The 24,256-nt window shown below is 63.4% G+C and carries 17 protein-coding genes; 9 read left to right on the top strand and 8 right to left on the bottom strand.

Annotated elements, in window-relative coordinates:
* Nucleotides 1-177 precede the first annotated feature (177 nt).
* The 3 genes from DOL89_RS19610 (at nt 178) to DOL89_RS19600 (ending at nt 3,403) form a co-directional block, all read left to right on the top strand.
* Nucleotides 178-1,356, top strand: coding sequence for a TRAP transporter substrate-binding protein (locus tag DOL89_RS19610; RefSeq protein ID WP_119681041.1), 1,179 nt, complete (start codon nt 178-180; stop codon nt 1,354-1,356).
* 104 nt (nt 1,357-1,460) lie between these two features.
* Nucleotides 1,461-2,081: a TRAP transporter small permease subunit gene (locus DOL89_RS19605; RefSeq protein ID WP_119681040.1), complete on the top strand. Its 621-nt coding sequence runs from the start codon at nt 1,461-1,463 to the stop codon at nt 2,079-2,081.
* Nucleotides 2,078-3,403 carry a TRAP transporter large permease gene (locus DOL89_RS19600; RefSeq protein ID WP_119681039.1) on the top strand — a complete coding sequence of 442 codons (1,326 nt, stop codon included), beginning with the start codon at nt 2,078-2,080 and terminating at the stop codon, nt 3,401-3,403. Before DOL89_RS19605 ends, DOL89_RS19600 begins: the two co-directional genes overlap by 4 nt.
* A 75-nt stretch (nt 3,404-3,478) precedes the next feature.
* Here DOL89_RS19600 and DOL89_RS19595 read toward each other — a convergent pair whose 3' ends face one another.
* Together DOL89_RS19595 and DOL89_RS19590 are read right to left on the bottom strand one after the other, a co-directional pair.
* Entirely contained in the window at nt 3,479-5,158 is a 1,680-nt protein-coding gene (locus tag DOL89_RS19595) for a formate--tetrahydrofolate ligase (RefSeq protein ID WP_119681038.1), read from the bottom strand.
* A gap of 111 nt (nt 5,159-5,269) precedes the next feature.
* Nucleotides 5,270-5,926, bottom strand: a complete 657-nt coding sequence (locus tag DOL89_RS19590) for a DedA family protein (protein WP_119681037.1) — start codon at nt 5,924-5,926, stop codon at nt 5,270-5,272.
* Nucleotides 5,927-6,175: 249 nt separating this feature from the next.
* On the opposite strand from DOL89_RS19590, the gene DOL89_RS19585 reads away from it, so the two are divergent.
* Nucleotides 6,176-6,412: a hypothetical protein gene (locus tag DOL89_RS19585; RefSeq protein ID WP_119681036.1), complete on the top strand. Its 237-nt coding sequence runs from the start codon at nt 6,176-6,178 to the stop codon at nt 6,410-6,412.
* A gap of 80 nt (nt 6,413-6,492) precedes the next feature.
* Here the strand turns inward: DOL89_RS19585 and DOL89_RS19580 are convergent, their stop codons facing one another.
* Nucleotides 6,493-7,029, bottom strand: coding sequence for a nucleoside 2-deoxyribosyltransferase (locus DOL89_RS19580; RefSeq protein ID WP_119681035.1), 537 nt, complete (start codon nt 7,027-7,029; stop codon nt 6,493-6,495).
* Nucleotides 7,026-8,984: a bifunctional 2',3'-cyclic-nucleotide 2'-phosphodiesterase/3'-nucleotidase gene (locus tag DOL89_RS19575; RefSeq protein WP_119681034.1), complete on the bottom strand. Its 1,959-nt coding sequence runs from the start codon at nt 8,982-8,984 to the stop codon at nt 7,026-7,028. The genes DOL89_RS19580 and DOL89_RS19575 overlap by 4 nt, the downstream gene beginning before the upstream one ends.
* 320 nt (nt 8,985-9,304) lie before the next feature.
* Between DOL89_RS19575 and DOL89_RS19570 the strand changes: the two genes are divergently transcribed.
* Complete coding sequence (locus DOL89_RS19570; protein ID WP_119681033.1) at nt 9,305-12,532, top strand: TonB-dependent receptor; 3,228 nt, start codon at nt 9,305-9,307, stop codon at nt 12,530-12,532.
* Between the two features lie 520 nt (nt 12,533-13,052).
* Here the strand turns inward: DOL89_RS19570 and DOL89_RS19565 are convergent.
* The 4 genes from DOL89_RS19565 to DOL89_RS19550 all read right to left on the bottom strand — a co-directional run bounded on the left by DOL89_RS19565 (nt 13,053) and on the right by DOL89_RS19550 (nt 17,807).
* Nucleotides 13,053-14,021, bottom strand: a complete 969-nt coding sequence (locus DOL89_RS19565; protein WP_119681032.1) for an ABC transporter permease — start codon at nt 14,019-14,021, stop codon at nt 13,053-13,055.
* 4 nt (nt 14,022-14,025) lie between these two features.
* Nucleotides 14,026-15,144, bottom strand: a complete 1,119-nt coding sequence (locus DOL89_RS19560) for an ABC transporter permease (RefSeq protein ID WP_119681031.1) — start codon at nt 15,142-15,144, stop codon at nt 14,026-14,028.
* Nucleotides 15,141-16,709: an ABC transporter ATP-binding protein gene (locus DOL89_RS19555; protein ID WP_119681030.1), complete on the bottom strand. Its 1,569-nt coding sequence runs from the start codon at nt 16,707-16,709 to the stop codon at nt 15,141-15,143. Before DOL89_RS19555 ends, DOL89_RS19560 begins: the two co-directional genes overlap by 4 nt.
* Before the next feature lie 99 nt (nt 16,710-16,808).
* Entirely contained in the window at nt 16,809-17,807 is a 999-nt protein-coding gene (locus DOL89_RS19550; protein ID WP_119681029.1) for a BMP family lipoprotein, read from the bottom strand.
* A gap of 357 nt (nt 17,808-18,164) precedes the next feature.
* On the opposite strand from DOL89_RS19550, the gene DOL89_RS19545 reads away from it, so the two are divergent.
* The 4 genes from DOL89_RS19545 (at nt 18,165) to DOL89_RS19530 (ending at nt 24,141) form a co-directional block, all read left to right on the top strand.
* A complete protein-coding gene (locus tag DOL89_RS19545) occupies nt 18,165-19,385 on the top strand; it encodes a glycosyltransferase family 4 protein (RefSeq protein WP_119681028.1) in 1,221 nt (406 codons plus the stop codon).
* A gap of 190 nt (nt 19,386-19,575) precedes the next feature.
* Nucleotides 19,576-21,636, top strand: a complete 2,061-nt coding sequence (locus DOL89_RS19540) for a PhoX family protein (protein ID WP_119681027.1) — start codon at nt 19,576-19,578, stop codon at nt 21,634-21,636.
* Nucleotides 21,637-21,772: 136 nt separating this feature from the next.
* Nucleotides 21,773-23,377: an alkaline phosphatase D family protein gene (locus DOL89_RS19535; RefSeq protein WP_119681026.1), complete on the top strand. Its 1,605-nt coding sequence runs from the start codon at nt 21,773-21,775 to the stop codon at nt 23,375-23,377.
* Between the two features lie 500 nt (nt 23,378-23,877).
* A complete protein-coding gene (locus DOL89_RS19530) occupies nt 23,878-24,141 on the top strand; it encodes a hypothetical protein (RefSeq protein ID WP_119681025.1) in 264 nt (87 codons plus the stop codon).
* Nucleotides 24,142-24,256 lie beyond the last annotated feature (115 nt).

Genomic DNA, 24,256 nt, shown 5'->3' with positions numbered 1-24,256 from the left:
TTTGTGCGGAGTGCACAAACTGAGTCGCAATATGATTATATTTTGGATAAGTTGGGATGCTTAGAGATTGCCGCCTCTCCGGAATACGGGGCGGGGTCTCAATCGGCAGGCTCATCAACAGGCCTGTCCAATTATCAGTGAAGCCCGCGGAAGGGCAAAAGACGGAGGAGCGCATTCATGTCGAATAAGATCGTGCAGGATGAATCTGTCCAGGTTACGGCCGAGGCGTCCGGAACCGCGGCCGAGCCCGCATCCGCAAGCCGCCGCAAATTCCTCGGCACTGCCGGTGTCGGTGCTGCCGCGGCCGCGGTCGGCACCGTCGCAATGCCCAATGTTTCCCGCGCTCAGACCACGACTCTGCGTTTCCAGAGCACTTGGCCAGCGCGTGATATCTTCCACGAATTCGCTACCGACTACGCCAACACGGTCAACAAGCTGTCCGGCGGTCGCCTGAAGCTGGAAGTTCTGCCCGCCGGTGCAGTCGTGGGCGCTCTTCAGCTCCAGGACGCGATCATTGCCGGCGCGCTGGACGGCGGCCATGGCGTTTCCGCCTACTGGTTCGGCAAGCATGGGGCCTTTTCCCTATTCGGCACTCCGCCAGCTTATGGCTGGCGCGCTAACCAGATGCTTGGCTGGATCAAGTATGGTGGTGGGAAGGAACTCTACAACGAGCTTCTCCGAGACGTCCTCAAGCTGGACTTGGTCGGCTTTCTCTACGGTCCAATGCCCACGCAGCCGCTCGGTTGGTTCCGCAAGGAAATCAAATCTGCCGACGACCTGAAGGGCATGAAGTACCGAACTGTTGGCCTTGCCGCCGATCTCTATAAGGAAATGGGTGTCGCGGTTACGATCATGGGCGGTCCGGACATTGTCCCTGCCCTGGATCGCGGTCTTCTGGACGGTGCGGAGTTCAACAACCCGTCCTCCGATCGGGCACTTGGATTCCAGGACGTGGCGAAGAACTACGTGGTGGGCAGCTATCACCAGAGCTGCGAATGCTTCGAAGTCATCTTTAACCGGTCCAAGTTTGAAGGCCTGCCGCAGGAGCTGCAGGCCATACTTGAAACCGGGGCCGAGGCTGCATCCGCCGACATGGCGTGGAAGGCGATGGACCGCTACTCCAAGGACCTCAAGGCGCTGAAGGATGCAGGCGTCAAGGTCACGAAGACGCCGGAGAACATCCTGCAGGCCCAGCTCCAGGCCTGGGACAAGGTGATCGAAAACCGCTCCAAGGATCCCTTCTTTAAGAAGGTGCTGGACAGCCAGCGGGCCTGGGCCCAGCGGGTAGTGGGCTTCGATCTGGAATTCGAGGCGCCGCAGGAAATGGCCTACAACCACTTCTTCAAGAACTCCTGATTGGTTGGAGCGGCGTCCTTCTGGCCGCCGCTCCGGTTCAGCTTCGACGGCCCCGCCAGGATTGGCGGGGCCATTCTTTCCGGCTGCCATTTCCGAGACGGTCCATGCAGAGACTCCTGATCGGCATCGATCTGCTGAGCACCTGGGTCGGCAAGCTCTTCTCCTGGTGCATCTTGCTGCTCACCTTCGTGGTCACATACGAAGTGTTCATGCGCTACGTTCTGTCCCAGCCGACGGCCTGGGCGTATGACACCAGCTACATCCTCTACGGTTCGCTGTTCCTGATGTGCGGACCCTATCTGCTGTCCCGCAATGGTCATGTCCGGGGCGATTTCCTGTACCGGCTGTGGGCCCCGCGGCGGCAGGCGCTTATCGACCTGGTGCTCTACATCATCTTCTATTTTCCAGGCGTTCTGGCGCTGATCTATTCCGGCTACTTCTTCGCCGAGATGTCCTGGCGGATGAACGAGCACAGCTCCTTCACCCCGGACGGACCGCCGATCTACCCCTACAAGGCCCTGATCCCCATCGTCGGGGTGCTGCTCCTGCTCCAGGGACTGGTGGAGGTGGCGCGTTGCGTCATCTGCATGCGGACGGGCACATGGCCCCAGCGCCTGCACGATGTGGTCGAACTTGAAGAAATGATGCTGGAGCAACATGCGGTGCAGGACCAGGACGACCGGTTCGCGCACGAACATGCAGAACAGGGCGGAGGTGTGCGATGAGCGATCCCATGGTTGGGGTCGTCATGCTGGTGGTGTTCATCTTCACCATCCTGCTTGGCTTCCCCATTGCCTTCACCCTTGTCGCTCTGTCAGTGATGTTCGGCTACTATGCCGTGGGCGATGCGATTTTCCCGCTGCTGGTTCAGCGCGGCTACAACGTCATGTCCAATGACGTGCTTATCTCGGTGCCGCTGTTCCTGTTCATGGGCTACATGATCGAGCGGTCGAACATCCTCGACCGCTTGTTCGGGTCCATCCAGGTCGCACTCCGTCATGTACCGGGCTCGCTCGCCGTCGCAACCCTCGTGACCTGCGCCCTGTTCGCCACGGCGACCGGCATCGTCGGCGCGGTGGTGACGCTGATGGGGGTGCTGGCATTACCGGCAATGCTCAAGGCCAATTACGACAAGAAGCTGGCGACGGGCGTCATCGCCGCGGGCGGTTGCCTCGGCATCCTGATCCCGCCGTCGATCATGCTGATCCTGTATGGCGCGATGGCCGCGGAATCGGTGGTCCGGCTTTATGCCGCGGCGCTGATTCCGGGTCTGATGCTGGCGGGCCTCTATTCCGTCTATGTCATCGGCCGGGCTGCCATCAGCCCGCGGCTGGCCCCGCCCTTGCCGAAGGAACTGGTGACGGGCATATCCGTAGGGCAGGTCACCTGGATGCTGCTGACCTCCTTCGTGCCGCTGGCGGTGCTGATCCTGGCGGTGTTGGGCGCGATCCTGTTCGGCCTCGCAACACCGCATGAAGCGGCAGGTATCGGAGCTTTGGGCGCCATTGTCCTCGCCATCGCCTACCGCGCGTTCAGCTGGACCAAGTTGAAGGAGGCGGTGTTCCTCACGGGCCGCGCCTCCGCGATGGTGTGCTGGCTGTTCGTCGGCAGCTACATCTTCGCGTCGGTCTTCTCCCTGCTGGGCGGGCACCATGTGGTGGAGGGCTGGTTCGACGGGCTCGGGCTGGAGCCCTGGCAGTTCCTGTTGCTGACCCAGCTGATCATCTTCATCCTGGGCTGGCCGCTGGAGTGGACGGAGATCATCATCATCTTCGTCCCAATCTTCCTGCCGTTGCTGGATAATTACGGCATCGACCCGGTGTTCTTCGGGGTTCTGGTGGCGCTGAACATCCAGACCAGCTTCCTGACCCCGCCAATGGCCATGTCCGCCTTCTATCTGAAGGGCGTAGCGCCGAAGGGCATCGAGCTTGGCCACATCTTCATGGGCATGATCCCATTCCTCACCATCGTGCTTCTCTCGCTGCTGATCCTCTACATCTTCCCCGGAATCGCCATGTGGCTGCCGGGCGTTCTGTACGGGAACTGACAGGTTTCTGGAGAGGCGCAGAGATAACGGGAGGGCTTCGGCCCTCCCGTTTGCTTTTCAAGGTCCGGTCGGTCGTCAGCTTAGACCGACCACCTGACCCGCTTCACTCATGCCGATGCCAGCGGCTGCTGGGACCCTGGGCAGGCCCGGCATGGTCATGATGTCGCCGCACAGAACCACGACGAAACCGGCTCCCGCGGACAGCCGCACCTCGCGGACCGGCAACGTGAAGCCGGTCGGAGCGCCGCGGGCGTCCGGATCGGTGGAGAAGCTGTACTGGGTCTTGGCCATGCAGACCGGGGCATGGCCGAAGCCGCGCGCCTCGATCTCCTTTAGCCGGGCACGGACGCCGGCCGGAATTTCCACATCCTCCGCCCGATAAATTTCCTTGGCGATGGTGCGGATTTTCTCTTCAAGTGGAAGCTCTGCAGAGTAAATCGGGGCGAAGCGTCCCTGACCGCTATCCGCCAGCCGGGCCACGTCCTCTGCCAGGGACATTGCCCCGGCGCCCCCCTCGGCCCAGTGGGAGCAGAGATGGGTGTTCACTCCCAAGTCGCCGCAGATCTCCGCAACCGCGTCCAACTCCGCGGGCGTGTCCTGGACGAAGCGATTGATGGCGACCGCGACCGGAACCCCGAACTTCTGCAGGTTCTCGATATGCCGCACCAGATTGACGGCCCCGGCGCGCACCGCATCGACATTTTCGGTGGCCAGGTTGGCCTTGGGCACGCCGCCATGCATCTTCAGCGCACGGACGGTCGCGACCAGGACCGTTGCCGCGGGGGCGAGTCCGGCTTGGCGACACTTGATGTCCATGAACTTCTCAGCCCCCAGATCGGCGCCGAACCCGGCTTCCGTCACCACATAGTCGGCCAAGGCCAGCCCGGTACGGGTCGCCATGACAGAATTGCAGCCGTGGGCGATATTGGCGAAGGGACCTCCATGGACCAGGGCCGGCGTCCCCTCCAGCGTCTGGACTAGGTTGGGCGACAGCGCATCCTTCAGCAGGGCGGTCATGGCCCCGACGGCGTCCAGGTCTGCGGCCGTCACTGGCCGCTTGTCCTGGGTCTGCGCAACGATGATCCGGGCCAGACGCTGCTCCAGGTCGGAGAGGCTGGCGGCGAGGCAGAGGATCGCCATGATCTCCGACGCCACGGTGATGTCGAACCCGTCCTCCCGCGGAACGCCGTTCGCCGGGCCGCCGAGGCCGATCACCAGATTGCGGAGCGCCCGGTCATTCAGATCCATGGAACGCCGCCACGTAATCCGGCGCGGGTCGATGCCGAGCTTGTTGCCCCAGTAGATGTGATTGTCGATCAGGGCGGCCAGAAGGTTGTTGGCGGCCCCGACCGCATGCAGGTCGCCGGTGAAGTGCAGGTTGATCTCGTCCATCGGGCCAACCTGGGCATAGCCGCCGCCTGTGGCGCATCCCTTGGCCCCGAAAACCGGGCCCACGCTGGGCTCCCGCAGGCAGATCGCCACCTTCCGGCCGGACCGGCGGAGCGCATCCCCCAGGCCGATGGTGGTCGTGGTTTTCCCTTCTCCGGCCGGGGTGGGGCTGATCGCCGTCACCAGGATCAGCTTGCCGCGCGGCTCCGGCAGGCGTTCCGCCCAGCTTGCAGCCAGCTTGGCCTTGTGTGGACCGTATCGGTACAGGGCGTGGGCCGGAACGCCCAATTGCTCCGCAATGTCTTCGATCGGCTTCAATGTGACACGGCGGGCGATGGCCAGATCGCCCTGTTCCTCATTCCGCACTGATGGCTCCCGTCTAGTGCAATGATCTCCTGGCCCTTCCGGGCAGCGCGGCCACAATGCCAGGATCGCCCGCCGAACTGAAGAATGATGCACGAAGTCCTGGCCAGCTGGTCAGGTTCCGCGCCCGGCAGATGGCTGTTGTCCGGCGGATGGCTTCGCGTGCTCGGCCCAGCGCCGGGCCAGCCCGCGCGCGATCCGGTAAAGATAGACAGCCAGCAGACCCGCCACGATCGCGGTTGAAATTGGGTCTACATAGGACTCGACGCGGCGATACTGGCTTTCAAGCAGATATCCGGCAGCGACCAGAACGCCTGTCCAGCCCAGGGACCCAATGGCGGTGAGCAGCAGGAACCGAGGCAGGCCCATGCGGGCAATTCCGGCCGGCACGCTGATCAATGTACGGACTCCCGGCACCAGCCGGCCCAGCAGAACGGCAAGCCAACCCTTCCGCCGGAACCACTCATTTGCCCGGTCCGCCTCCTCGCACGACAGGGTCAGCCAGAATCCGTGGCGGCGCACAAAGTGCAGAAGCCTGTCCCGTCCGACACGTCGGCCGATCCAGTACCAGGGCAGGGCGCCGAGTACCGAGCCCGCTGTCCCGACCAGCACGACGAGAAGCGGGTGCATCTCTCCGCGTGCCGCGAGAAAGCCGGCCAGCGGCATGACGAGCTCAGACGGAATTGGAGGGAAAATATTCTCGATAAACATAAGGAAAAGCAGGCCCAGATACCCGGCCTGCTGGATGACGGAAAGGATCCAGTCGAACATCCCTGTGCGCCCGCGCGGTTCGTGAATGGAAGGACCAACAATCCGCGAGGGAGGACATCGCACCCGCCGGCGCAAGTGGTGCATTGCCGCCACGCCCAACGCTTGTCCCAAAAGGGCCGCACGGCAGCTATACCTCTGCTGGCCGAAGTTGGGGTATAGTCCCGCTCCGGGCCGTCCGCCTGCGCCACCGGTCGAGGACTGGGCTGGCGCGGGCCGGAGCCGGGCCTTTTTCCGAGGGAGTCCTTACAAATGGTCATGTCCAGGCGCGCGCCCGATCCGCCCAAGCCGGGGGATTGGCTGGAGGAAGTGAAGCTGCCGAAGCGCCGACTGCTCGTCCATGCCGTGCACCAGCGGCCTGGGCATCCGGCTCATGTCGAGTTTCTGGTTGATGGCCGGTCAAGCGACCGTCTGTCGCTGGCGCTCGAGGTCGTGCTGAACGCGGAACGGTTCCGCCGCCTTGAGCCGACTGCGCAGAACGCCGCCTGAAGCCGGCTGCTTCCGGCGATCAGCCTGTTCCAAAGCATCAAAAAGCGCCCGCGGGTCCGCCCCCGCGGGCGCTTCTCTTTTCAGGGCGCCTGCGCCCGGAGCCATCTGGCACAGAGGCTGGCGGCGCTCTGGAAGTCGGGATGGACTACAGGCAGGGCGGGGGCCACCAGCATCAGATTGACGGGGAGGCCGAAATCCTCGACCTCCATTCCCTTCTCATCGCGCCAGCAGGTCCCGGACGCATGAACTTGCATCCGCCGCCGAGTCCGCTCCAGCAATGTCCCGCTTTCGGCGCTCCAGGCGAAGACCGGCTTGCACAGCGCGGCGGCAAACCCGATTTCGAACGCGGTGCCATCGTCCGAACCGGGGCCTCGGAACGGGCTGACATTTGCGATAAGGGCATCGGCTCTCCGGATCAGGTCGATGTTGGCCTGTCGGATGCGGGCGGCGAAGGCGGCCATTGCCTCGTCGGCTAGTCGGCGGAGGGCAGCGTCCTGCGGAAACACGCCCTCTAGCCCAAGCCCGGCGCAAAGCCGCTTCATCTCGGCCGTAGCGGCATGCGGATCGGGCAGGAAGACTTCGGGACCCGCCAGATAGACCCGCGGCCGTCCCGTCATTGCGCAGTACCCGACAGGTCGATGCGGAACAAGGCGTAACCTTCCTCACCCGGCCCATGATAGGTCACCCCCGGCAGTGCATCGGCCAGGGCGGTAGCCTTGGGATTCGTGTCGTAGAGCACCGTAACCGGTGCCTTGACCGGGGCAAGGCGGAAAGTGCCGTCCGTGGATGGCTCCACCACGCCCTTCGACCGGATGTGATCAATAATCGCCTGCTGAACCGTGTCGGGCGACTGATAAACCACGGTACTTCCGTCCAGGCCGGGGAACCCGCCGCCGCCATTCGCACGGTAATTGTTTGTGACCACGATGAACTCCTGGTCGTCCTCCACCGGCTTGCCCAGGTAGCGCAGGTCGACGATCCGATGCGCATCGGGATGTTCAAGACCCTCCCGGCCATAGCGGTAGGGCTGCGTAAGATCGATCGTATAGGTCACGCCATCAATGATGTCGAAGTTGTAGGAGGGCGTGCGGCGGTTGATCAGCATCTGCGGTTCCGCGCTTGTCGGATCGAGCACATTCAACGCGCGGGACGACATCTCCAGCCATTCCCGGACCTGTGCGCCGGTCAGGCGCACGGCGGCCAACTGGTTGGGGTAGACATAGAGGTCGGCGACGTTTCGGATCGCGATCTCACCTGTCGCTATGTCGGTATAGTAATCCACGCCGGGCCGCCCGCCGGACTTGAACGGCGCGACCGAGGAAAGGATGGGAAGCCCGGCATGCGGCGTGCCCTGCAGCGCCTTTTCCACATAGGCGCGCTGAGCCTCAGCCACCAACTCCACCGCGGGGCTGTCGCCCAGGAAGGCGAAGAAGCTGTGGATCGGGCCCGTGGTGCGGCCTACAGGCCGACGGACGTAATCCAAAGTGCCCCGGTGCGCATCGGCGAGCAGGGCGGACACCTCCGGATCGGCATCCGCCGCGGACACAGTGCGACCGTCCTTCCGTTCCTGTACCGGGCGTGCCTCCGCCTTGGCGTCGACCACCGACCAGCGGTCTCCCGTACGCTCCAGCACCAGCTTCATCACGCCCAGATGGCTGCCGAACTGGCCGGCCATGATCAGCGGCTTGCCATTGACGGTGCCGGTGGCAAGGTCAGCGCCCGGAAAGCCTTCGAACTCAGCGCTGGGGAAGATGCGGTGGCTGTGGCCGGTCACGACGGCGTCAATCCCGTCGATCTCCGTCAGATAAGCGCTGGCCTGCTCCTCTCCTCCTTCGCGAGGGAGCGGCGAGATTCCGGCGTGGCTCAGCGCGATCACGACATCGGCACCCGCCGCCTTGATCTGCGGTACGACGTCCCGGGCCGTGTCCACGATATCCCGCGTCGTCACGCGGCCTTCCAGCTTGTCGCGGTCCCAGACCATGATCTGCGGGGTCAGCAGGCCCAGCACCCCGATGCGCAACTCGTGCGGCATTCCCTCCGCATCCTTAACCGTACGGGTCAGGATGGTATAGGCCGGATAGAGCGGCTTGTCGTTCGACGGGTCCTGGTCGCCGTCCACTTTGAAGACGTTGCCGGCCAGCACCGGGAACCGCGCGCCGGCATAGGTCTGGCCGAGGAAATCCAGACCGTAGTTGAATTCGTGATTGCCGAGGACGGCGGCATCATAGCCCAGCAGATTCAAAGCGGCCATGGCGGGGTGGGGAAGGTCGGCGGGAACGCCCCGCTCCCGCGCCACCCAGTCGCCCATCGGCGTGCCCTGGATCAGGTCGCCATTATCCACCAGCACCGTATTCGGATTTTCCGCTCGCGCTGCACGAATCAGGGACGCGACACGGGTCAGGCCGATGGAAGCATCCGGTTTGTCGACATAGTAGTCGTAATCTTTCAAATTCATGTGCAGGTCGGTCGTGTTCAGGACCTGGAGCGTGACCCGCTCCCCCGCAATGCCGACGCCGGCGAAACCGAAGCCCAGACCTATGCCTATCGTCAGGGCATATCCGAATCGATGCATGCACGCCACGCGCCGTCTCCTGCTCAGTGCATTTGGCCCTGCGGGGGCCCTTCGGGGGTGGCGATACCGGATTCAGTGCGCCGCCGCAATCCGGCTTTGCCCAGCCCGTAGCTTCCGGGCTGTAAAAGGATTTTACGTCTGCCGCACTGCGGAACGTGTGGCCGATTTGCTACGCCGTTGCGAGATATAGCCCGCATTAGCCCTAAAGCCTTAGAAGTCTCTGGCGCTGTAACGTGAGTGTCATAATTTCGTGACCCTATCGACACGCGCATCTGGTTCCTTCCGCTGCCATTCCGGTCCGGTTAATTAGGGGCTTATCCATGACCATTCGGAACATTCAGGCTGCCGCGCTGCTGCGGCGGCACCTCAACGTGCTTAAGCTCGGCACAGGCGCACTCGCCATCGCCGTCTCATCGTCTTTCGCCGTTCCCGCCATCGCCCAGGAAACCACGTCTTCGATGACGGGTCTGATCCTGCAGTCGAACGGCGAGCCTGCAGTGGGCGCCACGGTGGAAGTCCTTCACGTGCCGTCGGGCACGCGTACCACCTCGACTGTGAATGCCGGTGGCCGGTTCAACGCCGCGGGTCTCCGCGTCGGTGGTCCGTACAACGTGACCTTCTCCGGACAGGGATATCCGCGTCAGACCATCGAGGGTGTTTTCATCCGCTTGGGTGAGCCGACCGCCATCGATCTGGTTCTCGAGGCGTCGGGTCAGCAGCAGACCGCGCTTGAAGAAATCATCGTCACGGGTGAGCGGATCACGCAGCAGGTTGCCGGCACCGGCCGGACCTTCGGTGAGGAAGCGATCCGTAACGCCCCGACGGTCAACCGTGATCTGAAGTCAGCGCTGCGCATCGATCCGCGCGTCTTCATCGATCCGACCAACTCCGACGCCATCTCGATCGCCGGCGCGAACAACCGCTTCAACCAGCTTTCCGTTGACGGTGTGCGCCAGAACGACGATTTCGGCCTGAACAACAACGGCTACCCGACTCAGCGCTCGCCGATTTCTCTGGATGCGATCGAACAGGTGGCGGTCGTCACCAACCCGTTCGACGTCGAGTACAGCGGGTTCCAGGGCGGCTTGATCAATATCGTCACCAAGTCTGGCGATAACGATTTCCACGGCTCTGCCTACTACTACTACACCGACGACAGCCTGATCGGCGACAAGAGCAAGGACAACAACTACGACTTCACCTTCAAGGAGAAGACGTACGGCGGCACGCTGGGTGGCCCGATTGTCCGGGACAAGTTGTTCTTCTTCGTGAACTACGAGAAGCTCGAGACCGAGGAGCCCCAGGAATTCGGCCCGACCGGGTCCGGCGCGCCGAACGAGGTGCCTGGCATCACGACTGCCGAATATGCTGAAATCCTCAGCATCATGGATACGGTGTACGGGTTCGATGCCGGCGCGCTTGGCGCCGCGATCCCGACCAGCGACGAGAAGCTCCTGGCCCGCGTCGACTGGAACATCAACGACAACCATCGCGCGACGTTCACCTATCAGCGGACAGAAGGCAACGACACCAGCAACACCGGAAACAGCACGAGCTTCCGGGAGCTGTCGACCCTTTCCACGCTCTATAACCGCGCCATCACCCTGGAGCAGTTCACGGGTCAGCTCTACTCCAGCTGGACCGAGAATTTCTCGACGGAGTTAAAGGTCGGCCGGAAGGAAGTCGAGACCCGGCAGGAGAGCCTGCGCGGGACCGAGTTCGCCAAGTTCGAGATTGCCACCCCGTCCGGTGGCACCGTCTTCGCTGGTCCGGACGAGTCGCGTCATGCCAACTACCTGACGAACGACCTCAATACCCTTAAGCTGAAGGGCGAGTATCTGCTTGGCGATCACACCCTGACCGCCGGCTTCGAGCGCGAAGAACTGGAAATCTTCAACCTCTTCGTCCAGCGGGCGGAAGGCGTCTATGAGTTCGCCAGCATCGATGATCTGCGGAACCGGCGCGCCTCGTCGCTGAGCTATCAGAACGCTCTTTCGAACAATGCCAATGATGCCGCTGCCAATTTCGGTTACGACACCAACAGCCTCTATCTGGAAGATCGCTGGAACGTTACGAGCGATCTGGAAGTAACCTTCGGCCTGCGCTACGACTGGTTTGAATCGAAGGACCGCCCAGCGTCCAACCAAGTCTTCGCAAATCGCTACGGCTTTTCCAATTCGGAGACGCTCGACGGCCGCGACCTTTGGTCCCCGCGCCTTGGCTTCACCTATGACCTGACCGACCGCACCGTCATCAGCGGCGGTGTGGGCATCTTCGGCGGCGGCACCCCGAACGTCTGGCTGTCCAACAGCTACAGTAACACGGGTGTCATCACGACCACCCAGGATATCAGCCGTAACAGCACGGGGCTGCCGTTCCCGGTTTCGGCGGTTCTGGACAACGTCAACGGTTTCGATCTGCCGCAGGTTCTGCTCGATCGTCAGAGCACGCTGGAAGGTCAAGGCGATGTGAACGCGCTTGATCCGGATTTCGACATCGCGTCCGAGTGGCAGTTCGCCCTGTCGCTGCAGCACGACTTCGACATCCCGGGCGTAGGCACCGACTTCCGCCTGACCCTAGACGGCACCTACGCCGAAACGCGCGACGCCGTTCTCTGGAAGAACATCCGCTACGTTCAGAATGGCACCCTGCCGGATGGACGTCCGCTCTACACCCGCGTCGCGGGCGCTCCCAGCGGTAACGACCTGCTGCTGACCAACACCAGCGAAGGCAATCGTCTCGTCCTGACTGCCGGTCTGGACAAGACCTGGATGTCCGACTTCGGCGACTTCGGCACCTTCGTCGGGTACACTTGGCAGGATGTCGAGGATGTGAGCCCCGGCACCAGCTCCACGGCTCTGTCCAACTGGGACAACGTCGCGACGTCCGACATCAACGACCCGGAAAAGGCGACTTCCAACTACGAGATCAAGCACCGTGTCTCGTGGACGGCGTCCTGGACGAAGGACTTCCTGGAAGGGTTCAAGACGACAGTCACCCTGATTGGTGAGCATCGCTCCGGCCTGCCCTACAGCTACACGTTCCGCGACGGCGGCAATGTGTTCGGCGACTCTCGACAGAACAGCCGTGACCGCCAGCTCTTCTATGTGCCGGAGAGCTGTGGCGTCCTGGGCAGCGGCGCAAGCGCCGATGTCTTTGTCACCGGAGATCTGACCTGCGAGCAGCTCGATGCCTTCATCGAAGACAACGGGCTGGGCAAGTACCGTGGCGAGATTGCCCCGCGCAACTCCCACCGCAGTGACTGGGTCCATACCGTGGACCTGTCCCTCCGGCAGGAAATCCCGGCCTTCTTCGAGGGTCACCGCGCGGTTCTGACGTTCGACATCCAGAACCTCACCAATCTGCTGAACAGCGATTGGGGCCGTCTGGAGCAGGTCGGCTTCCCGTATGTGGCGCCGGTTGTCACCCCGTCCATCGACCCGGTAACGGGCCGGTACGTTTATACCGGTCTGACCGACGTGCGCACCACGACGCAGTCGCGCCGTTCGGTGTGGCAGATGCAGGTCGGCGTCCGCTACGAGTTCTGATCCACAGGAACAGAACTATCGGGAAGGGCAGCCCTGCTGGACCGCCCTTCCAACTACACAGAAGCCCCGCCGGAAAATCCGGCGGGGCTTTCGTATTTGTTGGCGAACCGTCAGGAGGTGAGACCTGCTTTCGACAAAGCCATCTAGTAGAACTCGCCGCCTCCCCAGGTATGCATGTGCCCTGGCGGCGAGGTGCTTCGCATCAGGAGCTCTAGTCGAAAAGCCTGTTCTGGACGCTGTCGCCTGAGCAGCTGATGGCATGGCTGGCACCGCGCCATGACTGGTCCGGTCCGGGCATCTGGATGGAATTCGGATCACTAATGGGCGAGCCAAAGAGGCCAGCCAGACCTATGTGTCTGGTTGGGCGGCCTCTGGCTAAGGCTGATCACCTCTGGAAGGCTGCCGCACCATGCAGTCAGTCCGGCAATATTCCACAAGGGAAAGGCCTGCAGGCGTCAGACCTTCCTGGTGGAAAAGGGAGGCGCAGAAGCTCCGCTATCTCACCGTCCGCCATGCATGCTCACCGGTCTTTCGTATAAGGCAGGCCAGCGGCTTTGGGCGGAATGGCACGGCCTACGAAGCCAGCCAGCAGCAGAACGGTCAGGATATAGGGCAGCGCCTCGATCACCTGAACGGGGACCTCGCCGATGCCGGGAAGCGGAACGCCCTGAAGTCGGGTCTGAAGCGCATCGGCAAAGGCAAAGAGCAGACAGGCCATCAGGGTCGGGACCGGCTTCCACTTACCGAGGATCAGAGCGGCGAGGGCGAGATAGCCCTTGCCGGCCGTCATGTTTTCCTGGAAGCCGGCGCCTTGCGCCGTGGAAAGATACGCACCGGCGATGCCGCACAACACTCCTGCGATTGCCACGGCCTGATAGCGCAGGACAGGGACGGAGATGCCGGCCGTATCCACTGCGGCCGGGTTCTCACCCACAGCGCGCAGCCGCAATCCGAAGCGGGTGCGGTAGGCGATCCAGGCCGCCAGCGGCACAGCCAGAAAGGCGATGTAGACGAGCAGATTGTGCCCGCTGACCAGTTCCGCATAGACCGGCCCCAGCAAGGGGATGCCGGACAGTGTCTGCGCCAATGGCAGGTCGATTGCAGCGAAGCGGGACGCTCCGTCGAGACTTGGCGTCCGTCCGCCCAACTCGAACCAGGCCTGGGCCAGAACGGCTGTCAGGCCCGCTGCAATGGTGTTTATGGCAACGCCGGAGACAACCTGATTGCCCTTCTGGCTGATGCAGGCGAAACCGTGAACGGCGGCCAGGACCAGGGAAGCGGTGATGCCGGCCAGCAGCCCGATCCAGGCCGATCCGGTGGCGGCACCAGCCGCGGCGGCGGCGAAGGCGCCGGCCAGCATCTTGCCTTCAAGGCCGATATCGACCACGCCGGCCCGCTCGGAAAACAGGCCAGCAAGCGCCGCCAGGATAAGCGGGGCCGCCAGACGGATCGTACTGTCGAGCAGCGACAGGATCTGGAGGAAGTCCATGATCTCAGGCCTCCGCGGGGATGGTCCGCCGCGGGCGGAAAAGTCGGGAAAGGGCCGGCTTGAACATGTGTTCCAACGCCCCGGCGAACAGGATCACCACGCCCTGGATCACCACCACCAGTTCCGGGCTGATGTTCTGGTACTCGAAGGCCAGTTCGGCCCCGCCCTGGTAGAGCGCGCCGAACAGGATCGCCGCGGGCACGATCCCCGCCGGGTGCGCCCGCCCCATCAGGGCGACGGCGATGCCGGTGAAGCCGAGGCCGGCGGTGAAGTTCAGCATGAGACGGTGCTGGACGCCTTGCACCTCATTGAGCCCCAGCAGACCCGCCATCGCCCCGCTGAGTAGCATTGCGATCAGGATGGTGCGGCGAGGATCGATGCCGGCATAGCGGGCTGCGTCCTCATTGGCGCCAACTGTGCGCAGGCGGAACCCGGCGCGCGTGTGCCAGATGTACAGCCAGATCAGCACGCAGGCCAGAAGCGCGATCAGGAAGGAAAGGTTCAGCGGCGTGGCGTCCACTTCCATGCCCAGCACGGCCAGCATCTCATGCATCTGCGGCAAGAAGAGGCTGGGGTCGAACTCGCGGCTCTCCGGGCTCATCTGGCCGGGATTGATCAGGACGTTGACCAGCAGATAGACCATGAGGGCGGAAGCAATGAAATTGAACATGATCGTCGTGATGACGACATGGCTTCCCCGGTACGCCTGGAGATAACCCGGTATCAGCGCCCAGGCGGCGCCGAACGCCATTCCGGCCAGGACCGTCACCGGAAGGGCTAGCCACCAGGGCCAGCCGCCCAGGGCAAGGCAGGCGATACCGACGCCAAGACCGCCGATATAGGCCTGCCCTTCGCCGCCAATATTGAACAGCCCGGCATGAAAGGCTACGGCAACGCAAAGTCCGGTGAAGATCAGGCTGGTCGCGTAGTACAGCGTGTAGCCGATGCCAAGCCCGCTGCCGAACGCGCCTTGGACCATGATGCCGAGCGCTGCGAGCGGGTCCTCGCCGATGGACAGGATGACAAGGGCGGAGACCAGTAGCGCAATGCCGACATTGATGAGGGGAAGGGCCACGATCGTGGCCCAGCGGGGCAGTTCGCCCGAACCGGTCTGCGGGCTCATGCCGCCTCTCCCTCAGAAATGCCGGCCATCATCGGGCCGATCCGCGCCTCGGTGGCCTCCGACCTCGGCATCTCTCCAACGATGCGGCCGCCGCACATGACCAGCACCCGATCGCTCAAGGCCAGTATCTCCTCCAACTCGGCCGAGACCAGCAGGATAGCCTTGCCACGGTCACGCAGGGCGACTAGTTCCTGGTGGATGAAGGCAATGGCCCCGATATCTACGCCGCGGGTCGGCTGGCCAACCAGAAGAACGTCGGGGTCTTTTGTGATCTCCCGCGCCATCACCAGCTTCTGCTGATTGCCGCCGGAGAAAAGGGAGGAGCGCAGCATCGGGTTGGGCGGGCGGACGTCGAAGCGTTGCATCAACTCGGCCGTGCGCGCCATCACCTTTCGCCAGGACAGCATCCATCCTGAACCCAGCTCGGCATCGTCGTGATAGCCCAGGATCGCGCTCTCATGCGCGGCGAAGGGCTTGATCATGGCGAGCTTCAACCGGTCCTCCGGCACATGCGCGATGCCCATCGCCCGGGCATCCGCTGGCGTGTACCCGGTTCCGTGCTCGATCACCGTGCCCTTCACGTCGAGCCTGCCGGTGGTCGGGCGCAGCATACCGGACAGGATTTCCAGAAGTTCCGACTGGCCGTTGCCGGCAACGCCCGCAATGCCGACGATTTCGCCGGCGCGCAGTTCGAAACTGGCATCGACCAGGCGGGCGACGCCGCGCCCATCCACCACGCCCAACTTGTGGGCCGTTAAAAGCGCTGGCCCGGGCTGAGCCGGGGTTTTGTCGATGGTCAGCACGGCTTTGCGCCCTACCATGGCATCCGCGAGCTCCTGCCGGCTGGTCTCCGCTGTGCGGAACTCCGCCACCACTTGGCCCTGGCGCAGCACGGAAACGGCATCCGTGATCGCCATGATCTCCTTGAGCTTGTGGGTGATCAGCAGGACGGTCCGCCCCTCTGCCCGCAGCCGGTCCAGAATCCGGAAAAGCTGCTCCACCTCCGGCGGGGAAAGCACGGCCGTGGGTTCGTCCAGGATCAGCACCTCGGCGCCGCGGTACAGCGCCTTCAGGATTTCGACCCTCTGCTGGATGCCGACCGGCAATTCCCCGACGACACGGTCGAGGGGCACCTCCAGCCCGAAGGCACGCTCCAGCTCCTCCACCTCGGCCCTGGCGCGGGCCATGGCCGGGCTGAGCAGGGCTCCGCCCTCGGCGCCCAGAAGGAGGTTCTCCAGGACGGTGAAGGTCTCCACCAGCATGAAATGTTGGTGGACCATGCCGATCCCCAGCCGGATGGCGTCTTCCGGCCCCTTGATACGCACCGGCTTGCCGCTGACGCGGATTTCGCCCGCATCGGCTTGGTAAAAGCCGTACAGGATGCTCATCAAGGTGGATTTTCCGGCGCCGTTCTCACCCACGAGGCCGTGGATGGTGCCGCGCGCGATTGTCAGATGGACATTGCGGTTGGCGTGAACGGGGCCAAAGCTTTTATCGATTCCCACCAGCTCGACCGCGGGCGCCGCGGCAGCGGAGGAAGCACGGGACGTGGCATCGGACGACAAGGGCAGCGTTTCCGGCCTGCACAAGGGAAGGGAAGCGGGACACCCCTGTGGGGAGCCCCGCTATCACTACCCCAATCACCCCGGAATTGCAGCCTTTTCTCAGTACTTGCAGCCGCTTTGGTCGTCATAGTTGGCGACCGTGCGCGTGCCGTTCTTGATCTCGTCCTTCGCGGATTCCACAGCGGCCTTCATCTCATCGCTGATGAGCGGCTCGTTGTTCTCGTCCAAGGCCCAATCGACACCCTCATCCTTGAGGCCGAGAACGGCGACGCCCGGCTTCCAGGTACCGTCCTGTGCTGTCTTGAAGGCGCTGTAGGCGGCCGTGTCGACCCGCTTGACCATGCTGGTAAGCACGTTGCCGGGGAAGAGATGATTCTGATTGGAATCCACGCCGATGGCCAGCTTGCCGGAATCCTTGGCCGCCTGTAGCACGCCCATTCCGGTCTGGCCGGCTGCGGCAAAGATCACATCCGCGCCGCGGTCGAACTGGCTACGCGCTAGCTCGGCTCCGCGGGTCGGGTCCGACCAGGCGGCCGGGGTCGTTCCGGCCATGTTGACCAGGATCGTGGTTTCAGGCTCGACAGCCTTCACGCCCTGCTCATAACCGCAGGCGAAACGACGGATCAGGGGGATGTCCATGCCGCCGACAAACCCCACCGTATCGGTCTTGCTGGCCATCGCCGCCAGCATGCCGACAAGGTAGGAGCCCTCATGCTCGGCGAAGCTGACGGACTGCACATTGGGCAGGTCCACCGCACCGTCGATCACGGTGAACTTCACCTTCGGAAATTCCTTCGCGACCTTTTCCACTGCCGGGGCCATGGAGAAGCCGACGGCGACGATCACATCCGTGTTGCGCTGCGCAAGGCGGCGCAGGAACTGCTCCCGCTGCGCCTCGTTCGTGACCTCGAACCAGCGGTACTTGACGCCCGTTTCCTTCTGGAAGCGCTCCGCTCCCATATTCGCGCCCTCATTGAAGGACTTGTCGAACCGGCCGCCCATGTCGAAGACGATGGCGGGTTCGAAGGCGTGTGCGGGCAGGGCGGTCGCGAGCAGAAGGGCGAAGCCGGCGAGAACGGGACGAAGGCGAAGAGTCATCGGTAATCCGTATCCGGGAGGGCGGGGCGGAACCCTTGTGAAAGGCGAATGTGGCGAAGTTCCGGTGGGAACCGGTCCCAAGCTAAACAGGTCGCCGTTCCGGGGCAAGCAGGGCCATAGCTGCCGAGGCAAAGTTCGGATGCGAGGGTGCCCAATTTTGTCATTGGGCCGCTCAAGTCCCGGAATCCCTGAGAAATCGGGCGATTACAACAGGCCCGCCTCTTTTTCGCATCGCAATGGATCGGCGGCTGCGATGTTCAGCGCTCGGCATCGGGGGCGGGGAATCCATTGCGATCCGCCCCTTCGACTGGACGCAAAAAAGTAGAGACCGGCGGGTCCGATACGTAAGGGACGATCATGATCCAAAGCAGCCTGTCGGGCGAAAAGCCCCGTCTTCTGTTCCTGTCGCCGGTTTTCCCCTATCCGCTCGACCGTGGGCAGCATGTACGCATCGCCAATCTGATTCAGGGCTGCAGCCGCGATTTCGCCGTTACGCTGGTCTCTCCGCCTCCGCCGAGCGATGCAGCACAGGCGAGCCTATCCTCGTTCTGCGAGGAGATGATTGCAGTGGAGACGGGTGAAGGGGAAAGCACCAGCTTGGTGGACACGCTCCGCAACTTTGTCCGCACCGGGGAGATCGTGGGTCCCGAGCGGTTGCCTCTGCTGCATCGCTTCGCCCGTGCGCTCGAGGGGATTCAGTTGGATTCCTATGACCTCATCTGGGTCGAACGGCGCGAGCTTGCTCCGTTGCTGCGGGCCTGGTCGGGTAAGACGATCCTTGATCTGGACGATGTCGAGCATAAGAAGCATTTCCGCGAACTTCGCGAGAAGGCTTCCCCACGCCAATCCATCCGCATGCTGCCCCGTGGGCTTCGCCTCTGGTACCGGGAGACAATGGGTGCCCGGCGCTATCTGGCGACAGTCGTCTGCTCCGACGAGGACAGGGACTATCTGAAGATGTTCGGGATGGGCAACGTCCACACTGTGCCGAACGGGGTCGCCATGCCGACTTTGCGTCCCCGCCGGTCTGGTCGGAATGGGGCGGCGCCCCGTCTGGTCTTCGTCGGGAACATGCAGTACGGGCCGAATCTGGATGCGGTCGAGTTCTTCGCCCGCGAAATCCATCCGCTCCTCAGCGACCGGCTGCCCGGCCTGATGCTTGATGTGATCGGCCCCGGCACGACACAGGCCATGCGGGAAGCCTATGCGGGGCCGGTTCGCTTCCGCGGCTTCGTCGACGATCTGGCGGACGCCCTGGCTGGCTATGACGTGTTCGTGGCGCCGCTCCGGCTCGGGGGAGGGACCAAGCTGAAGGTCCTGGAGGCCATGGCGAACCGCATCCCGCTTTCAACCACCCCGGTGGGGGCCGAGGGACTTGCGTTGCGGGATCGGACCAGCGCCTTGATTTCGGATACTCCCCATGCGATTGCCGAGGACATCTTCACCCTCTGCACCGACAAGGCTCTTGCCGACAGGCTGGCGGAGAACGCGTTCCAGCTGACGTCGGAGCGGTTCCGCTGGGACCGCATCCGCGGCCGGGCCGCGGATTGGCTGCGGGAACTTGCGGCCGCTCATTAGCAGGGCGCGACGGACCGTTCCACCTGTTTCTTTGTCAGATTTCTGTAGCCTTCAACGGCTATAAGCAGGCTTCGAGCAGCAGCCGGGCGCCGGTGGCGGCGCCCGTGTGGCTGTGTGTTGCAGTCCGCCGACGCTCCATGTCAGGTAGGCGTCGGCATGCCTGCACCCGATCGTACTGGAGCCTGCGTAGATGAGCGCCCACCACCTGGTCCCGCTGACCACCGCCGAAGAATTCGAAGCCCTTCAGGACCGCCCGGCCAGCCCGGCCGATTCGCCGACGCTTGGAGAGGTGGTTCAGCGGCGCTTCGGGCGGCGTGACATTCTCCGCGGCGCGCTGGCCACCACCGCCCTGGCTGCCCTGGTGCCGCCGATCCTGGCAGGCGCCCGGCCCGCTCAGGCGCAGGCTGCCGCGGGGGCGGTTCCCAGCTTCGGCTTTACCGAGGTGCCGCACGGAGTGGACCAGACCCACCATGTCTCGCCAGGTTACAACGCCGATATCCTGATCCGCTGGGGCGATCCGATCTTCGCCGACGCGCCTGAATTCGATCCCTATGCGCAGACAGTGGAAAGCCAGCTCAGGCAGTTCGGCTATAACTGCGACTTCGTTGGCTTCCTTCCGCTGCCGCAAGGCGGCGATTCGGCCGATCATGGCCTGCTCTGGGTGAACCACGAATATACGGAACGCGATGTCATGTTCCCCGGCTTCGTTCCGGAGGGACAGGACAGGCTGACGCCGGAAGAGCTGGTTCAGCGATACACGAAGCAGATTTCGGAGATCGAGATGGCCGCCCATGGCGGCAGCATCGTGGAGATCCGGCGGGGCGCCGATGGGAAGTGGAGCTACGTCAAGGACGGCAGCTACAACCGCCGTATCACCGCACTGGAAACAAGGATGGCGATCAGCGGGCCGGCTGCCGGCCACCGCCGTATGCAGACCAAGGCGGACCCGGAAGGGCGGACGGTCATCGGCATGGTCAACAACTGTGCCGGGGGCGTCACCCCCTGGGGCACGTTCCTGACCTGCGAGGAGAACATCGACGGATATTTCATCGGCACGGTTGATGCCTCCCACCCGGAGCAGAAGAACTACGACCGTTATGGCATTCCCGGCATGTGGTACCTTTGGGGACTGCACGATGAGCGCTGGGACGTGAATAAGGAGCCGCACGAGGCGAACCGGTTCGGCTGGGTCGTCGAAATCGACCCCTACGATCCGACGTCCACGCCGCGCAAGCAAACCGCGCTTGGCCGCTTCAAGCATGAGGGGGCGGGCGTCGCGGTGAATAAGGACGGGCGCGTTGTCGTCTATATGGGCGACGATCAGCGGTTCGAGTTCGTCTACCGCTTCGTCTCGGCCGGAAAGTTCAGTCCGGACGACCGTAAGGCCAATATGGAGCTGCTGACGGACGGCACTCTGTATGCCGCGCGCTACAACGAGGATGGGACCGTGACCTGGCTGCCCCTGGTGCATGGGCAAGGACCGGTGACGTCGGAGAACGGTTTCAACGACCAGGGCGACGTGGTCATCAATGCCCGCCATGCCGCCACATTGATGGGGGCCACTCGAATGGACCGGCCCGAGGACATCGAGGTCAATCCCAAGACCAACAAGGTCTATGCGATGCTGACCAACAATGATGCCCGCAAGCCGGCCGATCCTGTCCGTCACGCCCCAATCGGCTTCGTGGATGCGGCGAACCCCCGCGCCCAGAACCTGTGGGGTCATATCGTGGAGATGACTCCTCCCGACGGCGACCACACGGCCGAGACCTACCAATGGGAAATCCTGGTGCAGGCGGGCAACCCTGCCGCCCCACAGACCCAGGCCGTGTTCAATCCGGCAACAACCGAGAACGGCTGGTTTGCCTGCCCCGACAACTGCGCGATCGATGGCAAGGGCCGTGTCTGGGTGTCGACCGACCAGGGCAGCAAGTGGCAGTGGACCAGCGGCGTCGCCGACGGGCTGTTCGCCATGGAGACGGAGGGGCCGCTGCGCGGTACGTCCAAGCGTTTCTTCCGCGTGCCGGTCGGGGCGGAAATGTGCGGTCCCTGCTTCACGCCCGATGACAAGACGCTGTTCCTCTCGGTTCAGCACCCGGGCGTGGACGGGGTAGAGGACTTCCTGGATGCGGGTGAACGCGCGACCTTCGCCCATCCAGGAACTCGCTGGCCCGACTTCAACGACAAGGTTCCGCCGCGTCCCAGCGTGGTCGTCGTCACCAAGCAGGACGGGGGAATCATCGGAAGCTGATCCGTCCATTCCGGGTTCGCGCGGCTCCTACTATCAGAAGGGTTGAGTAGGAGCTCGGCTGGCGTGTAAAGCCATATATCGAAAGTGTCCGGCGCCTACTCCCTCGGGCGCCGGGCCGCACCACTGGCCGGGTTCCATGAAACGTTCCGTGATCGATCCGCGGCGGCTGACCCGCCGGCAGCTCATCCAGACCTTCGGTGCGGCGGCCACCGCCGCCCTTTCCATTCCGTTTGCGCCGTCCCGTGCGCTGGCGCAGCCCACTTTCGTCGAATATCCCTTCCAGCTCGGCGTCGCCGCAGGCGACCCGTTGCCGGACGGGTTCGTGATCTGGACGCGTCTGGCCCCCCGGCCCTTCGAACCCGGCCATGGCATGCCACGGGACGGCATGGAGGTTGAATGGCAGGTCGCGGCGGATGAGCGCTTCCGCAAGGTGGTGCAGAGCGGTACCGCCGTTGCCCGGCCGGAGTTAGCCCATGCCGTGCATGTGGAGGTGACCGGGCTCGAGCCCGGCCGGCCATACTGGTACCGATTCACGTCCGGCCGGGAGCGCAGCATCACCGGGCGGGCCCGGACCGCCCCGGCAGCGGGCGCTGCGGTGGAGAGGCTGCGCTTCGCTGTTGCCGGCTGCCAGGAGTGGTCTCAGGGGCTGTATACGGCCTACAGCCATCTAGCGGCAGAGGCCGATCTGGACTTCGTCTATCATTACGGCGACTACATCTACGAGTATGGCAGCCGGCCGCTTTTCTTCAGCCGGTATACGGAAACGATGCTGCCCACCGTCCGTCCTGTGCCCGAAGGCGAGTGCTTCAGCCTGGACGATTATCGTCGGCGCTACGCCTTGTACAAAATGGACCCGAACCTTCAGCTCGCCCATGCGGCGGCGGCCTGGATCAGCGTCTGGGATGACCACGAGGTGGTCAACAACTGGGTGGAGGCGCACGGGGACGATGATGTCGCGCCGGAGATCTTCCTGCTACGGCGCGTCGCTGCGGCGCAGGCCTATTATGAGCATCTGCCGTTCCGGCGCAGTTCCTGGCCGCTGGGACCTGAGATGCAGCTTTTCCGCCGGTTCGGTTTCGGCTCGCTCTTGGACATGAATGTCCTTGATACCCGCCAGTACCGCAGCGACCAACCCTGCGGCGACGGCTTCAAAAAAGCCTGCGAAGCGGTGGATTCGGAGGAGGCGACCGTGCTGGGGGAGCGGCAGGAAAAGTGGTTGCTGGAAGGGATCGACAAGTCACGGGCGAACTGGAACGTGTTGGCCCAGCAGATCATGTTCATGCCGCTGGACCGCGATCCGTCCGAACGGGATGTGCGAAATCTGGACAGCTGGGACGCCTACTTGAAGCCGCGCCGACGGCTGACCGAATTCCTGGGCCGCCGCAAGCAGCGCAATACCATCATTCTGACAGGGGATGAGCACCAGAACTACGCAGGGGAAGTCCACCGCGACCCCATGAACCCGGATTCGGAGAAGGTCGCCGCCGAGTTCGTAACCACCTCCATCAGTTCGGGCGGCGACGGCGGAGAGCATCGCCCGTGGAGTGCCGGTATCCTGGCCGAGAACCCGCATCTCAAGCTGTTGAACGATCAGCGCGGATATGTCGTGTGTGACGTCACGCCGAACCTGTTTCAGACGCATTTCAAAGTACTGGACCAGGTGAGCCGACCCGGTGGAAATCTGTCGACGCGCGCGATCTTCGCGGTGGAGCAGGGCAGGGCCGACCTGGCGCAGGTCTGAGCTTGTTGCAGAGGACAGGTCGGGGAAAGGTTCGCTCGCCGACGCAATTGACATACATCAACGAGGGAGCGGGGCTGATGTCCTATTGTGGGCGCATCACCTGAAGGGACACCCGCGATGTTGCCCGCCTCGACCGCCGAACTCACTGGCTTCAACCTGCTGGCCCATGTGATGGGAATGGCTGCCCGCAAACGCGGAGAGACGGTTGTTGATAACCCGTTCGGAGAGGAACCAGATGCGTCTGCTGCTTGGCTGGACGGTTGGATGCGCGAGGCTGGCGCTGGTCCGGCAGCGAGTTGCTGATTGAATTTCGGGTTTGCATCAACAGCCTAGCCTACCCGCCGACATCTCCCTACTTTCTGTGCCGAAATTTTGGGGTAGATTCGCACGGGCATGTCGACGCGGAGGGGGTGGTTGGCCTAATATATCCTCCTAAAGAGGCTGGGGCGGGCGTGCAGTGGCCGCCCAGAATCACCGGTCGCCATCGGAAGGAGAAGGCCATGCACCAGACCGTCACCACCTCTTCGACGGCAACGCTGTCCCGGTTGGCTGTGTCTGGCCGGGAAGTTTCCAAGCAGGCTGCACCGATGGCTAGCCGGGATGCCGATGGCCGGATGCCTGTGCTTCCCTATCCGATGGAAGAGCCGGATGCCGGCCCGGATGAGCGGCGGGTGCCATTGCTGGTCAGCGTATCGGTCCTACTGGTATTCAGCCTGGCTGTCTGGACCGGACTCATCTGGATGACAGCCAAACTGCTTAGCTGAACTCCGCGATATCTCTTGGTGGGACTAACGCCTTGACTAAGGCGCCCCCTAAGTTCTATGTGCAAAGCATAAACGAAGCGGCTCTCTCCCTGCGCGACTTCAACCGGCTTTTTCC

Source organism: Indioceanicola profundi (assembly GCF_003568845.1).
GTDB lineage: Bacteria > Pseudomonadota > Alphaproteobacteria > Azospirillales > Azospirillaceae > Indioceanicola > Indioceanicola profundi.
This window is presented reverse-complemented; position numbering and strand designations above follow the sequence as displayed.